24 protein-coding genes are annotated in these 13,966 nt (G+C 61.7%); all 24 read right to left on the minus strand.

Annotated features, from left to right (window positions below):
* Positions 1 to 51: 51 nt before the first annotated feature.
* Positions 52 to 699 carry an adenylate kinase gene (locus DVR09_RS11785; protein ID WP_115417092.1) on the minus strand — a complete coding sequence of 216 codons (648 nt, stop codon included), beginning with the start codon at positions 697 to 699 and terminating at the stop codon, positions 52 to 54.
* 31 nt (positions 700 to 730) lie between these two features.
* Positions 731 to 2,095, minus strand: a complete 1,365-nt coding sequence (gene secY, locus DVR09_RS11790) for a preprotein translocase subunit SecY (RefSeq protein ID WP_115417093.1) — start codon at positions 2,093 to 2,095, stop codon at positions 731 to 733.
* A gap of 105 nt (positions 2,096 to 2,200) precedes the next feature.
* Complete coding sequence (gene rplO / locus DVR09_RS11795; protein ID WP_115417094.1) at positions 2,201 to 2,725, minus strand: 50S ribosomal protein L15; 525 nt, start codon at positions 2,723 to 2,725, stop codon at positions 2,201 to 2,203.
* A 201-nt stretch (positions 2,726 to 2,926) separates the two neighbouring features.
* Positions 2,927 to 3,112 carry a 50S ribosomal protein L30 gene (rpmD, locus tag DVR09_RS11800; protein ID WP_115417095.1) on the minus strand — a complete coding sequence of 62 codons (186 nt, stop codon included), beginning with the start codon at positions 3,110 to 3,112 and terminating at the stop codon, positions 2,927 to 2,929.
* A 5-nt stretch (positions 3,113 to 3,117) separates the two neighbouring features.
* Positions 3,118 to 3,945, minus strand: coding sequence for a 30S ribosomal protein S5 (rpsE, locus tag DVR09_RS17655; protein ID WP_234041428.1), 828 nt, complete (start codon positions 3,943 to 3,945; stop codon positions 3,118 to 3,120).
* Positions 3,945 to 4,289, minus strand: coding sequence for a 50S ribosomal protein L18 (gene rplR / locus DVR09_RS11810; RefSeq protein ID WP_115417096.1), 345 nt, complete (start codon positions 4,287 to 4,289; stop codon positions 3,945 to 3,947). The genes rpsE and rplR overlap by 1 nt, the downstream gene beginning before the upstream one ends.
* A 1-nt stretch (position 4,290) precedes the next feature.
* The gene (gene rplF, locus DVR09_RS11815) at positions 4,291 to 4,824 is read right to left on the minus strand and encodes a 50S ribosomal protein L6 (RefSeq protein ID WP_115417097.1); all 534 of its coding nucleotides are present in this window, start codon (positions 4,822 to 4,824) and stop codon (positions 4,291 to 4,293) included.
* Complete coding sequence (gene rpsH / locus DVR09_RS11820; protein WP_115417098.1) at positions 4,824 to 5,219, minus strand: 30S ribosomal protein S8; 396 nt, start codon at positions 5,217 to 5,219, stop codon at positions 4,824 to 4,826. Before rpsH ends, rplF begins: the two co-directional genes overlap by 1 nt.
* Positions 5,220 to 5,230: 11 nt before the next feature.
* Positions 5,231 to 5,536 carry a 30S ribosomal protein S14 gene (rpsN, locus tag DVR09_RS11825; RefSeq protein WP_067690105.1) on the minus strand — a complete coding sequence of 102 codons (306 nt, stop codon included), beginning with the start codon at positions 5,534 to 5,536 and terminating at the stop codon, positions 5,231 to 5,233.
* A gap of 26 nt (positions 5,537 to 5,562) precedes the next feature.
* Positions 5,563 to 6,141, minus strand: a complete 579-nt coding sequence (gene rplE / locus DVR09_RS11830; RefSeq protein WP_115417099.1) for a 50S ribosomal protein L5 — start codon at positions 6,139 to 6,141, stop codon at positions 5,563 to 5,565.
* A complete protein-coding gene (rplX, locus tag DVR09_RS11835; protein ID WP_115417100.1) occupies positions 6,134 to 6,454 on the minus strand; it encodes a 50S ribosomal protein L24 in 321 nt (106 codons plus the stop codon). The genes rplE and rplX overlap by 8 nt, the downstream gene beginning before the upstream one ends.
* Positions 6,454 to 6,822 (minus strand): 50S ribosomal protein L14, encoded by a 369-nt coding sequence (gene rplN, locus DVR09_RS11840; RefSeq protein ID WP_067464754.1) that lies wholly within the window; start codon positions 6,820 to 6,822, stop codon positions 6,454 to 6,456. The genes rplX and rplN overlap by 1 nt, the downstream gene beginning before the upstream one ends.
* A 65-nt stretch (positions 6,823 to 6,887) precedes the next feature.
* Positions 6,888 to 7,178, minus strand: coding sequence for a 30S ribosomal protein S17 (gene rpsQ / locus DVR09_RS11845; protein WP_067690112.1), 291 nt, complete (start codon positions 7,176 to 7,178; stop codon positions 6,888 to 6,890).
* Between the two features lie 10 nt (positions 7,179 to 7,188).
* Positions 7,189 to 7,398: a 50S ribosomal protein L29 gene (rpmC, locus tag DVR09_RS11850; RefSeq protein WP_115417933.1), complete on the minus strand. Its 210-nt coding sequence runs from the start codon at positions 7,396 to 7,398 to the stop codon at positions 7,189 to 7,191.
* On the minus strand, positions 7,398 to 7,832 hold the full coding sequence (gene rplP / locus DVR09_RS11855; RefSeq protein WP_115417101.1) for a 50S ribosomal protein L16: 435 nt from the start codon (positions 7,830 to 7,832) through the stop codon (positions 7,398 to 7,400). The genes rpmC and rplP overlap by 1 nt, the downstream gene beginning before the upstream one ends.
* A 21-nt stretch (positions 7,833 to 7,853) precedes the next feature.
* Positions 7,854 to 8,549 carry a 30S ribosomal protein S3 gene (gene rpsC / locus DVR09_RS11860; RefSeq protein WP_115417102.1) on the minus strand — a complete coding sequence of 232 codons (696 nt, stop codon included), beginning with the start codon at positions 8,547 to 8,549 and terminating at the stop codon, positions 7,854 to 7,856.
* A gap of 1 nt (position 8,550) precedes the next feature.
* On the minus strand, positions 8,551 to 8,928 hold the full coding sequence (gene rplV, locus DVR09_RS11865) for a 50S ribosomal protein L22 (protein WP_067690121.1): 378 nt from the start codon (positions 8,926 to 8,928) through the stop codon (positions 8,551 to 8,553).
* Entirely contained in the window at positions 8,928 to 9,203 is a 276-nt protein-coding gene (rpsS, locus tag DVR09_RS11870; protein WP_050599053.1) for a 30S ribosomal protein S19, read from the minus strand. Before rpsS ends, rplV begins: the two co-directional genes overlap by 1 nt.
* A gap of 6 nt (positions 9,204 to 9,209) precedes the next feature.
* Positions 9,210 to 10,046 carry a 50S ribosomal protein L2 gene (gene rplB / locus DVR09_RS11875; RefSeq protein WP_115417103.1) on the minus strand — a complete coding sequence of 279 codons (837 nt, stop codon included), beginning with the start codon at positions 10,044 to 10,046 and terminating at the stop codon, positions 9,210 to 9,212.
* Between the two features lie 14 nt (positions 10,047 to 10,060).
* Complete coding sequence (locus tag DVR09_RS11880; protein WP_115417104.1) at positions 10,061 to 10,369, minus strand: 50S ribosomal protein L23; 309 nt, start codon at positions 10,367 to 10,369, stop codon at positions 10,061 to 10,063.
* Entirely contained in the window at positions 10,362 to 10,985 is a 624-nt protein-coding gene (gene rplD, locus DVR09_RS11885; RefSeq protein WP_067504748.1) for a 50S ribosomal protein L4, read from the minus strand. Before rplD ends, DVR09_RS11880 begins: the two co-directional genes overlap by 8 nt.
* A 3-nt stretch (positions 10,986 to 10,988) precedes the next feature.
* Positions 10,989 to 11,855: a 50S ribosomal protein L3 gene (rplC, locus tag DVR09_RS11890; protein WP_115417105.1), complete on the minus strand. Its 867-nt coding sequence runs from the start codon at positions 11,853 to 11,855 to the stop codon at positions 10,989 to 10,991.
* A gap of 260 nt (positions 11,856 to 12,115) precedes the next feature.
* On the minus strand, positions 12,116 to 12,427 hold the full coding sequence (gene rpsJ / locus DVR09_RS11895; protein ID WP_006831877.1) for a 30S ribosomal protein S10: 312 nt from the start codon (positions 12,425 to 12,427) through the stop codon (positions 12,116 to 12,118).
* Positions 12,428 to 12,738: 311 nt separating this feature from the next.
* Positions 12,739 to 13,929 carry an elongation factor Tu gene (gene tuf / locus DVR09_RS11900; protein WP_115417106.1) on the minus strand — a complete coding sequence of 397 codons (1,191 nt, stop codon included), beginning with the start codon at positions 13,927 to 13,929 and terminating at the stop codon, positions 12,739 to 12,741.
* Between the last annotated feature and the right edge of the window lie 37 nt (positions 13,930 to 13,966).

The raw sequence follows: 13,966 nt of genomic DNA on the forward strand, positions 1-13,966 counted from the left end.
TTGACGGACAGAGGTCCTAGGGCAAGCCGGAACGCATTGAAAGTGGCAGGATCAGCCCGCCAGGATCGCGTCGATTGCCTGGGTGACGTCTTCGATCGAGGCCATGCCGTCGACCCGTGTCACGATATCGCGCGCCTCGTAGCCCGGCAGAATCGGCGCGGTCTTCCCACGGTATTCCTGCATACGGGTGCGGACGGTTTCCTCATTGTCGTCCGGGCGGCGCTTGAACTCGGTCGAACCACATTTGTCGCACACGCCTTCCTGCTTGGGCTGCTTGAAGACATCGTGATAGCCCTCGCCGCAATTGGCGCAGGTAAACCGGCCGGTGATACGCTCTACGAGCGCGTCTTCGTCCACTTCGAGCTCGATCACGTGGTCGAGCTTGCGCCCGTGCCTGGCGAGGATTTCGTCGAGCTGATCGGCCTGCGCGGCGGTGCGCGGATATCCATCGAAGATCGCGCCCACCTCGGGTCCCATGTCCGACAGCTTGGCGTCGATCATTGCCGACACGATCTCGTCCGAGACCAGACCGCCCGAATCCATGATGTCCGCAACCTTGCGTCCCAGATCGGTATCGGCCTTGCGCGTTTCGCGCAGCATGTCGCCAGTCGAAAGCTGACGCATGCCATGGTGCTCGACCAATCGCTGCGCCTGTGTTCCCTTGCCGGCGCCCGGAGGGCCGAGGAGGATAATGTCCATAGCGTAAAGTCCCCTTCGCGCCCGCTGTGCCTTAACGCACGCGCCCCTTCAACTTCGCCTTTTTGATGAGATCGCCATACTGGTGTGCCAGCAGATGCGATTGTATCTGACTGATGGTATCCACCGTCACATTCACCACGATGAGCAGGCTGGTCCCGCCGAGAAACAGCGGCACGCCGGTCTGCGCGATCATATATTCGGGCACCACACAAACAAGCGTCAGGTAAATCGCCCCGATCACGGTGATGCGCGTCAACACGTAATCGAGATATTCCTCGGTGCGCTTGCCCGGACGGATGCCGGGAATGAAGCCGCCGTTCTTCTTCAGATTCTCCGCGGTCTCTTCAGGATTGAAGACGATCGCGGTGTAGAAGAAACAGAAGAAGATGATGCCCAGCGCATAGAGCGCCATATAAAGCGGCTGGCCATGCTGCAGATATTGCAGCGTGGTTTGCAGCACCCCGCCCGCCGTCGTGTCGGTATCGACCGAATTACCGGCGAACTGCGTGATCGTCAGCGGCAGCAGCAGCAACGAGCTGGCGAAGATCGGCGGGATAACGCCGGCAGTGTTGAGCTTGAGCGGCAAGTGCGAGCGATCCGCCTGCATCATGCCGCGCTGCGTCGCGCGCTTGGGATACTGGATCAGCAGGCGGCGCTGCGCGCGTTCCATGAAGCAGATCACGAGGATCAGGATCACGACCATGGCGATCAGGCCGACGATGATACCGGTGGCGATCGAACCTTCCGAATAGCCCGAACCCAGGTTCGAAACGAAGGTCGGGAACTGGGCCACGATGCCCGCCATGATGATGAGCGAAACGCCGTTGCCGATACCCCGGCTGGTGATCTGTTCACCCAGCCACAGCAGGAACATCGTGCCGCCGACGAGACTGATGACCGCGCCGACGCGGAACATGACGCCCGGATCGACCACCGCCTGCATCCCGCTCTGCGCCCCGAAGCTTTCCAGCCCCGACGCCAGGAACCAGCCCTGGATCGCGCACAGGAACACCGTGCCATAGCGCGTGTACTGATTGAGCTTCTGCCGCCCGACGGTGCCCTCTTTCTTGAGCGCGGCCAGCGTCGGATGGAGAGCCGCGGCCAACTGCACGACGATCGAGGCGGTAATGTAAGGCATGACGCCGAGCGCGATGAGGCTCATCCGCTCCAGGCTGCCGCCCGAAAACGTATTGAACATGTCCAGGATGCCGCCGCGCGTCTGATCGTAGAGGTCGCTCAGGATCAGCGGGTTCACACCCGGGAGCGGAACGAAGCTCAGGAAGCGGAAGACGATCAGGGCACCGATAGTGAACCAGATACGGTTCTTCAGCTCGGTGGCCTTGGAGAAATTAGCGAGACTCATGTTGCTCGCGATATTGTCGGCGCGTGATGCCATGGGAATCTGTTCAATCCTGAATTGGCGCCGGTCCCTCCCGGCACAGGAAGGCTAGATAGGAAGCGGGGAGCGGAATGTCGAACCCCGCTCCCCGAATTTTCCCGCTTACTTTGCCTTCGCAGCCTTGTTGGCTTCGGCGCGAGCAGCCTTCTTTTCGTGCTCGGGCTTGTCGGCAGCGATCACTTCGACCTTGCCGCCTGCCTTTTCGACCGCCTCGATGGCGCCCTTGGAGGCACCGGCGACCTTGAAGCTGACCTTGGCCTTGATCTCACCCTTGCCGAGGAGACGAACACCGTCCTTGCCACCACGGGCAAGGCCAGCAGCCTTCAGCGCTTCGTGGTCGACAACGTTCTTGCCGTCGAGCTTCTTGGCGTCGATGAACTTCTGGACCATGCCGATGTTCACTTCCGCGTAATCCTTGCCGAACGGATTGTTGAAGCCACGCTTCGGCAGGCGCATGTGCAGCGGCATCTGGCCGCCCTCGAAGCCCTTGATGGCCACGCCCGAACGGCTCTTCTGGCCCTTCTGGCCACGGCCACCGGTCTTGCCCTTGCCCGAGCCGATGCCACGGCCGATGCGGATGCGGCTCTTGCGTGCGCCGGAATTGTCGCGGATATCATTCAGTTTCATAGTGCACTCGCTTTCGCTTTCTAACGCCCCATAACGGGGTTCGCGCTGTTGGGAAGTGGGCGCCGATAATCGGTTTACCCACTCTTGTCGACCCCGAATCCAGAGCGCTGGAAAACTCTCTGCCGAAACAACATCCCGAAAGAAAAGGCCGGGCTACGCTGCTGCGTGGCCCGGCCCTTGCTGTTCCATGGCAGCGGTCGCTTAGTCGACCACGGTCACCAGATGCGGGATTTTGGCGATCGCGCCGCGCACCTCGGGGGTGTCTTGCCGCTCCACGATCTTATGCATCTTGTCGAGGCCCAGGCCGACCAGGATTTTCTTCTGGCTTTCCGGGCGCCGGATCGGCGAGCCGATCTGCTTGATCTTGATGGTTTTAGCTTTGGCCATCTCGATTACTCCGCGATTGCGGCGGCATCGGCTTCAGCCTCTGCCTCCGAAGCGCCACCACGGCCAAGCAGGTCGGCGACCTTCTTGCCGCGACGCTGAGCTACCGACTTCGGCGAAGTCTGGTTGGTCAGCGCATCGAAAGTGGCGCGGATCATGTTGTAGGGGTTCGAAGTGCCGACCGACTTGGTCACCACGTCGGCGACGCCGAGGCTTTCGAACACGGCACGCATCGGACCACCGGCGATGATGCCGGTACCCGGAGGCGCGGTGCGGACGGTAACCTTGCCGGCACCGAAATGGCCCTTGCCGTCGTGATGGAGGGTGCGGCCCTCCTTCAATGCGACGCGGATCATCTTCTTGCGCGCAGCGGCGGTCGCCTTGCTGATCGCTTCGGGAACTTCGCGGGCCTTGCCCTTGCCGAAGCCGACACGGCCCTGGCCGTCACCGACAACCACGAGTGCAGCGAAACCGAAGCGTTTACCGCCCTTCACCGTTTTGCTGACGCGGTTGATGTGGACGAGCTTCTCGATGATGCCGTCGTCTTCTTCCTCGCGGCGGTTACCGCGACGATTGTCACGGCCGCCACGACCGCGTCCGCGATCATTGCCACCGCGGCCACCGCGGCCACGACCTTCGCGCTGCTGCGGCTGCCCTTCTGCACCCTGAGCCGGGCTCTGGTTGGCGGCAGCTTCCGAGGGAGTATCGGCTACTGCCGGCTCTTCCTTGGTCACGGCCGCTTCGGTCTCGGCCTTTGCCTCGGTCGCTTCGACCTTGGTCTCTTCGACCTTGGTCTCGGCTTCGGTGTTTTCGGTTTTCTTGTCGTCAGCCATCATCAGAACTCCAGCCCGCCTTCGCGAGCGGCGTCGGCCAGCGCCTTGACGCGGCCATGGAATAGGAAGCCACCGCGATCGAACACGACGGTGGTCACGCCGGCCTTCTTGGCAGCAGCGGCGATGTCGCCACCGACCTTCTTGGCGGCTTCGACATTGGCGCCTGAGCCCTTGGCACCGAGCGTCGAGGCGGCGGCAACGGTCTTGCCGGCCGCATCATCGATGATCTGCGCGTAGATGTGCTTGCCGGTGCGGTGCACCGACAAACGGGGCTTGCCACCCGACACGTTGCGGAGCGCGGTGCGGACCCGGCGACGGCGACGTTCAAAGAGAGAGAGCTTTGCCATCTTACTTCTTCTTCCCTTCCTTGCGGAAGATATACTCGCCGCGGTACTTGATGCCCTTGCCCTTGTAGGGTTCGGGCTTGCGCCACTTGCGGACGTTCGCCGCAAACTGGCCCACGGCCTGCTTGTCGATACCGCTGATCTCGACGGTCGTCTGGTCGGGCGTCTTCACCTCGAGGCCTTCCGGCACGTCGAGGTCGACGTCATGCGAGAAGCCGAGCTGAAGCTTGAGCTTCTTGCCCTGCGCCTGCGCACGATAACCGACACCGTTGATCTCGAGGACCTTGGTGAACCCTTCGGTCACGCCCTCGACCAGGTTCGACACGAGCGTGCGCTGCATACCCCAGTGGTTGCGAGCGGCGCGCGTGTCGTTGGCCGGCTTGATCGAGATTTCGCCGTCTTCGAGCTTGTACTCGATCAGGTCGGACAGGCCCATGCTGAGGGTACCCTTGGGCCCCTTCACGCTGAGCGTGCCGTTGTCGATATTGGCGGTGACGCCGCTAGGGATCGCCACCGGCTTCTTGCCGATGCGGCTCATCAGAACACCTCCGCCAGCACTTCGCCGCCGACGTTTTCGGTACGCGCTTCGACATCCGAAAGCACGCCCTTGGGCGTCGAGACGATGGTGATGCCGAGGCCGTTGCGCACAATCGGAAGTTCCTTCGAACCCGAATAGACGCGACGGCCAGGCTTGGAGACGCGGGCAACATGCTTGATCGCAGGTTCGCCCTCGAAATACTTAAGTTCGATCCGCAGCGCGGGGTGCTTGCCCGAAGCGTCTTCGCTGTAGCCACGGATGTAGCCTTCGCGCTGAAGCACTTCGAGAACGTTCGCACGCAGCTTGCTGGCGGGCGACAGGACACTGTCCTTCTTCGCGCGCTGGCCGTTGCGGATGCGGGTGAGCATATCACCCAAGGGATCGGTCATAGCCATCTGTCTTTACCTCACCAGCTCGACTTGGTCAGGCCTGGGATCAGGCCCTTGTTGCCGAGGTCGCGCAGTTCGATGCGGTTGAGGCCGAACTTGCGGTAGTAGCCGCGGGGGCGGCCGGTGGTGGAGCAGCGGTTGCGCACCCGGGTCGGGTTCGCATTGCGCGGCAGTTCCGCCATCTTGAGGCGCGCGATAAGACGCTCGCTCTCATCGAGGCTTTCGTCGTTCGCGATAGCCTTCAGCTTCGCGTACTTGTCCGCATACTGCTTGACGAGCTTCTTGCGACGCTCGTTCTTGTTGATCGAACTCAGTTTCGCCATTGGACTTAAGTTCCTCTATTAGCGGCTCACGCCGCCTCCTTCTCTTCCGACTCTTCAGCCGGGAACGGGAAACCGAACAGGCGGAGCAGTTCGCGCGCCTCTTCGTCGGTCTTCGCCGTCGTGGTTACGATGATGTCCATCCCGCGGACCTTGTCGATCTGGTCGTAGCTGATCTCGGGAAAGATGATCTGTTCCTTCAGGCCCATGGCGTAGTTGCCACGGCCGTCGAACGACTTCGGATTGAGGCCACGGAAGTCGCGGATGCGCGGCATGGCCACGGTCACGAGACGATCCATGAACTCGTACATGCGCTCGCGGCGCAGGGTGACCTTGCAACCGATCGGCATGCCTTCACGCAGTTTGAACTGCGCGATCGACTTCTTGGCCTTGGTGATAACCGGCTTCTGGCCGGCGATCAGAGCCATTTCCTCGGCGGCCGTCTGAACCTTCTTCTTGTCCTGGCTGGCTTCGCCGACGCCCATGTTGAGCGTCACCTTTTCCAGCTTCGGAACTTCGAGAGCGTTCTTGTAGCCGAACTTCTCGGTCATCGCCTTGACGATCTGCTCGTCATAGCGCTGCTTCATGCGAGGGGTATAATCAGCCATCGATGGTCTCCCCGGACTTCACGGCGACGCGCACCTTCTTGCCGTCCTTCTCTTCGAAACGGACGCGGGTGGGCTTGCCATCCTTCGGATCTGCCAGAGCAACCTTGCTGATGGCCATCGGCGCCTCGAAGCGGTCGATACCACCCTGCGGGTTCTGCTGGGTCGGCTTGCGGTGACGGGCAGCGATGTTGACGCCTTCGACGACGATCTTGCCGTCCTTCGGCATGACCTTCGCGACGGTGCCGGTCTTGCCCTTGTCCTTGCCGGACAGGACGACGACGCTGTCACCCTTCTTGATCTTAGCGGCGGCCATTACAGCACCTCCGGAGCAAGCGAGATGATCTTCATGAAGCCACGACCGCGCAGTTCGCGCACGACGGGGCCGAAGATACGGGTGCCGATCGGCTCTTCGCTCTTGTTCACGAGCACCGCGGCGTTGCTGTCGAAGCGGATCACGCTGCCATCGGGGCGGCGAACATCCTTCTTCGTGCGTACGATGACAGCGCGATGGACATCGCCCTTCTTCACCTTGGTGCGCGGCTGGGCTTCCTTGACGGAAACCACGATCACGTCGCCCACGGAGGCAGTCCGGCGCTTCGAGCCGCCCAGTACTTTGATGCACTGGACGCGCTTGGCGCCGCTGTTGTCCGCGACGTCGAGATTGGATTGCATCTGGATCATCGATCCGGTTCCTTCTCAATGGCTTGCCGGGACCGATGCCCGGCAGTTCCTACGTCTAATTGCCTTCAGTTACCTGCGGCTTCGACTTCGAGGTCGGCCTCGACAGCCTGCGTGCCGCCTGCGGTAACGCGGTCGATCACCTGCCAGGTCTTGGTCTTGGAGATCGGCTTGGTTTCTTCGATACGCACGACATCACCGAGCGTGAACTCGTTCTTTTCGTCATGGGCATGGTACTTCTTCGAACGGCGGATGATCTTCCCGTAGAGGGGATGCTTCACCTTGCGCTCGACGAGCACGGTAACGGTTTTGTCGGTCTTGTCGGAGGTGACGGTCCCGATAAGAATACGCTTGGGCATGGTCTACTCCTTAAGCCTTGGCTTCGGCGCTGGTCGCGCGTTCGGTCTGCAGCGTCTTGATCTTGGCGATCGTGCGACGCACTTCGCGAATGCGGGCCGGAGCCTCAAGCTGGTTCGTGGCCGCCTGGAAGCGGAGGTTGAACTGCTCGCGCTTCAGCGTGGTCAGCTCTTCGGCCAGCTGGTCGTCCGACTTCTGGCGCAGGTCTTCAATCTTGGCCATCATTCGCCTCCCAGGTGCGAGGTGTCGCCCAGGCGGGCAACGACTTTGGTCTTGATCGGCAGTTTCATCGCCGCACGCTCGAACGCCTCGGCAGCAAGCGGACCGGCGACGCCGTCGAGTTCGAACAGGATGCGGCCCGGCTTCACGCGGGCGGCCCAGTATTCGACCGAACCCTTGCCCTTACCCTGACGGACTTCGGCAGGCTTCTTGGACACCGGCACATCGGGGAAGACGCGGATCCAAAGGCGACCCTGACGCTTGATGTGGCGGGTGATCGCACGACGCGCAGCTTCGATCTGGCGCGCGGTGATCCGCTCGGGCTCCAGCGCCTTCAGGCCATAGGAGCCGAAGTTCAAGGTGGTTCCGCCCTTGGCGTCGCCCTTGATCTTGCCCTTGAAGGCCTTGCGGTACTTGGTTTTCTTCGGTTGCAGCATGGTTCTTTCCTAATCCTGCAATCAGCGCGCCGGACGGACGCCCGAGGTCTGGGCTTCCATCATGAGGCGATCCTGGGCGGTCGGGTCATGCGCCATAATCTCACCCTTGAAGATCCAGCACTTGATGCCGATGATCCCGTAGGCGGTCAGCGCTTCGGCTTCCGCATAGTCGACATTGGCGCGCAGCGTGTGCAACGGCACGCGGCCTTCGCGATACCATTCCACGCGGGCGATTTCCGCACCGCCGAGACGGCCGCCGCAGACAATCTTGATGCCTTCCGCGCCAAGGCGGAGGGCCGATTGCACGGCGCGCTTCATCGCGCGGCGGAATGCAACGCGGCGGATCAACTGGTCGGCGATACCCTGGGCGACGAGCTTGGCGTCGATTTCCGGCTTGCGGATTTCGACGATATTCAGCTTCACTTCGCTTTCGGTCATCTTCGACAGCTTGGCGCGCAGCTTTTCGATGTCCGCGCCCTTCTTGCCGATGATCACACCGGGACGGGCCGCGTAGATCGAAATGCGGCACAGCTTGGCCGGGCGCTCGATCACCACCTTCGAGATCGCTGCCTGCGGCAGGTTCTCGACGATGTGCTTGCGGATTTCGATGTCTTCGCTGAGCAGCTTGGCATAGTCACGCCCTTCGGCGTACCAGCGGCTGTCCCAGGTACGGTTGATCTGCAGGCGCAGACCGATCGGATTGCTCTTCTGGCCCATCTTACGCCTCTTCCTGCTCGCGGACGACGATACGAAGGCGGCTGAACGGCTTCAGGATGCGCGTCGACTTGCCGCGACCACGGGTGTGAAACCGCTTCATGGTAATCGACTTGCCCACCGAAGCCTCGGCAACGACCAGCGCGTCGACATCGAGGTTGTGGTTGTTTTCCGCATTGGCGATCGCCGATGCGAGAACCTTCGTGGCGTCCTTGGCCATCGCCTTCTTCGAGAAAGCGAGGATGTTGAGCGCCTCTTCGGCCTTCTTGCCGCGGATCAGCTCGGCCACGAGGTTGAGCTTCTGCGCCGAACCACGGATCGTGGTTCCGACGGCGAGCGCCTCGTTGTCGGCTACGCGACGGGGTGCTTTCTGCTTGCTCATCAGCGCTTACCCTTCTTGTCGGCAGCATGGCCCGGGAAGGTGCGCGTGGGCGCGAATTCACCGAGCTTGTGGCCGACCATCTCTTCCGAAACGGAGACCGGGATGAACTTATGACCGTTGTAGACGTTGAACGTCAGACCAACGAACTGCGGCAGGATGGTGGAACGGCGCGACCAGGTCTTGATCGGCTTGGAGCCACCAGCGTCCTGAGCGGTCTCGGCCTTCTTCAGAAGGCTGAGCTCGACGAACGGACCTTTCCAGACGGAACGAGCCATGTCGGATTACCTCTTCTTCTTCGCGTGGCGCGAACGGATGATGAACTTGTCCGTCTGCTTGTTCTTGCGGGTACGGGCGCCCTTGGTCGGCTTACCCCACGGAGTGACCGGATGACGGCCACCACTGGTACGGCCTTCACCACCACCATGCGGGTGGTCGACCGGGTTCTTGGCGACACCGCGGGTCAGCGGCTTGATACCCATCCAGCGGCGACGACCGGCCTTGCCCAGGTTCTGGTTCTGGTTGTCCGGGTTCGACACGGCACCGACGGTGCCCATGCAGTCGGCGCGCAGATAACGCTGCTCACCACTGTTGAGACGCACGATTACCATGCCGCGATCGCGACCGACCAGCTGGACGTAGGAACCTGCGGCGCGGGCGATCTGGCCGCCCTTGCCCGGCTTCATTTCCACATTGTGGCAGATCGTTCCGACCGGCATCTGGCCAAGCAACATGGCGTTGCCGGGCTTGGTGTCGGCCTTCTCGGCAGCGATGACCTTGTCGCCGACAGCCAGACGCTGCGGAGCAAGGATATAGGCCAGTTCGCCGTCGTCGTACTTCACCAGCGCGATGAACGCGGTGCGGTTCGGGTCGTATTCCAGGCGCTCGACGGTGCCTTCGACGTCCCACTTGCGACGCTTGAAGTCGACATAGCGGTACTTCTGCTTGTGGCCGCCGGCCATGCCGCGCGAAGTGACGTGGCCCTTGTTGTTACGGCCACCGGTCTTGCGCTTGCCTTCGACGAGCGACTTGACCGGCTTGCCCTTGTAGAGGCCCGACTTGTCGACGAGGATCAGGCCGCGACGGCCCGGGCTCGTTGGTTTGTAGTTCTTGAGTGCCATTACTCTCTAGCCCCTCAGATACCGCTGGTGACGTCGATGGAATCGCCGTCCTTCAGGGTGACGATGGCCTTCTTCATGTCCACGCGCTTGTAGGGCTTGCCCTTCCAGCGCTTGGTCTTGCCCTTCGTCACGATGGTGTTCACGCCCGTCACATTGACGCCGAAGATCGCCTCGACCGCTTCCTTGATCTGCGGCTTGGTGGCATCGTTGGCGACCTTGAAGACGACGGCGTTGTGTTCCGACGCCAGCGTGGCCTTCTCGGTGATATGCGGTGCGAGCACGACGTCGTAGTGACGCGCTTCCACTTCCTGCTTCTTAGCCATTGAAACGGGCCTCCAGCTTTTCGACCGCGTCCTTGGTGAGAACCAGCGTGTCGTGCTTCAGGATGTCGTAGACGTTGGCACCCATCGCCGGCAGCACATTGACGCCGGGGATGTTGCGGGCAGCCTTGCTGAAACCGTCATTGACGCTTTCACCGTCGATCACGAGGACCTTGCCGCTCCACCCGTTCTTGCCGAAGGTTGCGACAAGCGCCTTGGTCTTGGCGTCCTTGAGCTCGAGGCTGTCGACGACGACGAGGCCGTCCTTCGCCTTGCTGGACAGAGCCATCTTGAGCCCGAGAGCGCGGACCTTCTTGTTCAGCGACTGCTCGAAGTCACGCTTGCGCGCACCGTGAGCCTTGCCGCCCCCGATAAAGATCGGAGCGCCGCGATCGCCGTGGCGAGCCGTGCCGCCACCCTTCTGGCGACCCCACTTCTTGCCGGTGCGAGCAACGTCCGAACGCTCGCGCGTAGGGCGGGCGGTGCCGCGGCGGTTTTCGAGCTGCCAGGTGACAACCCGGTGCAGGATGTCGGCACGCGGCTCGAGACCGAACACGTCATCGTTCAGTTCGATGTCGCCCGACGCCTTGCCGTCGATTTTCTGGACCTTCACCTTCACGGATCAGCCCTCCTTGTTCTCGTCCGAGCCGGTGTCGGCTGCGGGCGTATCGGTGGTGGTTTCGGTGTCGGCACCGGCTTCCTGTTCCTTCAGCAGTTTTTCCTGCTGTTCGGCGGAAACTTCGGTACCCACTTCGTGCTCGGCAGAGCTCTCGACCAGGCCGGGAGCCGCTTCTTCCGAAGCGAATTCGTCCTGGTTGCGATACATCACGCCCGGGAACGGCAGTTCCTCGTGGTTGATCTTGACCGCGTCCTTTACCAGCAACCAGCCGTTCTTCGCACCCGGGACCGAGCCCTTGACGAAGAGCAGGCCGCGATCGGCGTCTGTGCGCACGATTTCAAGGTTCTGCTGGGTGCGCTGACGATCACCCATGTGACCGGCCATTTTCTTGCCCTTGAACACGCGGCCCGGATCCTGACGGTTACCCGTCGAACCGTGCGAACGGTGCGAGATCGAGACACCGTGGGTGGCACGCAGACCACCGAAGCCCCAACGCTTCATGGCGCCGGCAAAGCCCTTACCCTGGGTGTGACCCGTGATGTCGACCTTCTGGCCGGCAATGAAGTGCTCGGCCGAAATGCGGGCACCGACGGGAAGCAGGGCCTCTTCGGTGTCGACACGAAATTCGGCGACCTTCATCTTCAGCGGAACCTCGGCCTTGGCAAAGGCTTCGCGCTGCGGCTTGTTCACGTTCTTCTGCTTGGCTTCGCCCGAGCCGACCTGGACTGCGAAATAGCCATCGCGGTCTTCGGTACGGTGAGCGGTAACCTGGCAATTTTCCAGCGCGAGAACGGTAACCGGCACGTGCCGACCGTCCTCCTGGAAGAGGCGGGTCATCCCGACTTTCTTTGCGATAACGCCAGTGCGCATCGTAAAACTCCTAAAACAGAGGCACCCCGGCCCATCCGAGGTGCTTGCCAGCCCGTTTGTGATGCGTCGCCCCGTCCGGGCTGAGTGCCACCGCAGCTCTTGAAGAGCCTTGGCAGCGAGACGGGGGACGCAGACCCGGATCAGATCCGGCGGTATCCCGATGTCTTGCCTGATCTTGTGATCCGGCGGGGCTATCGAGCGCCCCTTAACTTCCCTACCCACTTAACGTCCGGCAGGAGGACGGAAAATCATGTCGCGGATCAGGCGAGTTTGATTTCCACATTCACGCCCGCAGCAAGGTCGAGCTTCATCAGCGCATCGACGGTCTGGGCGTTGGGCTGCACGATGTCGAGCAACCGCTTATAGGTGCGCACCTCGAACTGCTCGCGCGACTTCTTGTCGATGTGCGGGCCGCGGTTCACAGTGAACTTCTCGATGCGCGTCGGCATGGGAATGGGGCCACGAATAAGAGCACCCGTACGACGCGCGGTGTCTGCGATTTCGCCAGTTGCCTGGTCGAGAACGCGATGGTCGAACGCCTTGAGGCGAATGCGGATATTCTGAGCTTCCATTACCTACACCGATGCGAAAGAGCCAAAGGAGCGTGAGCCCCTCAAAAAACAAAGGCCAGCCCCACGTTGCGGTTTCCCGTCAGTGGGCGGCCCTACTGAAATTGTGTGTCGGGGACGAATCCCCGTCTGTTGGCGCGCGTATACGGGCCTAACCCGTATCTGGCAACCCCCGAATTCCGTCCAATTTTGCCAGACGGGACGGGAAGCGACAAACCGTGCTCCCGCACGGTTCGCATGCCCTCACTAAAACGCGAAGGCCCGCCCCCGTTTCCAGGAGCGGGCCAACGATTTGATGCGCTTTCGCGGGAAGATTACTTGGTGATCTTCGCCACAACGCCCGAGCCGACGGTACGGCCGCCTTCGCGGATAGCGAAGCGCAGACCTTCGTCCATGGCGATCGGAGCGATCAGCTTGACGTTGATCGTCACGTTGTCGCCCGGCATCACCATTTCAGTGCCTTCGGGAAGGATCACTTCGCCGGTGACGTCGGTGGTGCGGAAGTAGAACTGCGGACGGTAGTTCGCGAAGAACGGCGTGTGACGGCCGCCTTCGTCCTTCGACAGGACATAGACTTCTGCGCTGAACTCGGTGTGCGGCGTAACCGAACCCGGCTTGGCGAGGACCTGGCCACGCTCGACTTCGTCACGGCCGACACCGCGGATCAGGGCACCGATGTTGTCGCCGGCTTCACCGCGGTCGAGCAGCTTGCGGAACATTTCGACGCCGGTCACGGTCGTCTTCGTGGTGTCCTTGATGCCAACGATTTCGACTTCGTCGCCAACGTTCACAACGCCGGTTTCGACGCGGCCGGTAACAACCGTACCACGGCCCGAGATCGAGAACACGTCTTCGATCGGCATCAGGAAGTCCTGGTCGACCGGGCGGTCGGGCTGCGGGATGTTTTCGTCGACGGCCTTCATGAGCTCGATGATCGAGTTCTTACCGATTTCGTCGTCACGACCCTCGAGGGCGGCCAGAGCCGAACCCTTGACGATCGGGATGTTGTCGCCATCGAAGTCGTATTCGCTGAGCAGTTCGCGGACTTCCAGCTCGACGAGTTCGAGGATTTCCTCGTCGTCGACCTGGTCGACCTTGTTCAGGTAAACGACCAGCGCAGGTACGCCGACCTGACGCGAAAGCAGGATGTGCTCGCGAGTCTGGGGCATCGGGCCGTCGGCTGCGTTCACGACCAGGATCGCGCCGTCCATCTGTGCGGCACCGGTGATCATGTTCTTCACGTAGTCGGCGTGACCCGGGCAGTCGACGTGCGCGTAGTGACGTGCGTCGGTTTCGTACTCGACGTGCGCGGTCGAGATGGTGATGCCGCGCTCGCGCTCTTCGGGCGCCTTGTCGATGTTCGCGAAATCGACGGCCGCACCTCCGTAGGTTTCTGCCATCACCTTGGTGATCGCAGCAGTCAGCGTGGTCTTGCCGTGGTCGACGTGACCGATGGTGCCAACGTTGACGTGCGGCTTGTTGCGCTCGAACTTTTCCTTCGCCATTTTCCAATAACCTCTGTCTAAAAATTTGGGATTTCTG

Origin of the sequence: Erythrobacter aureus (genome assembly GCF_003355455.1) — a bacterium.
Classification (GTDB): Bacteria; Pseudomonadota; Alphaproteobacteria; order Sphingomonadales; family Sphingomonadaceae; genus Qipengyuania; species Qipengyuania aurea.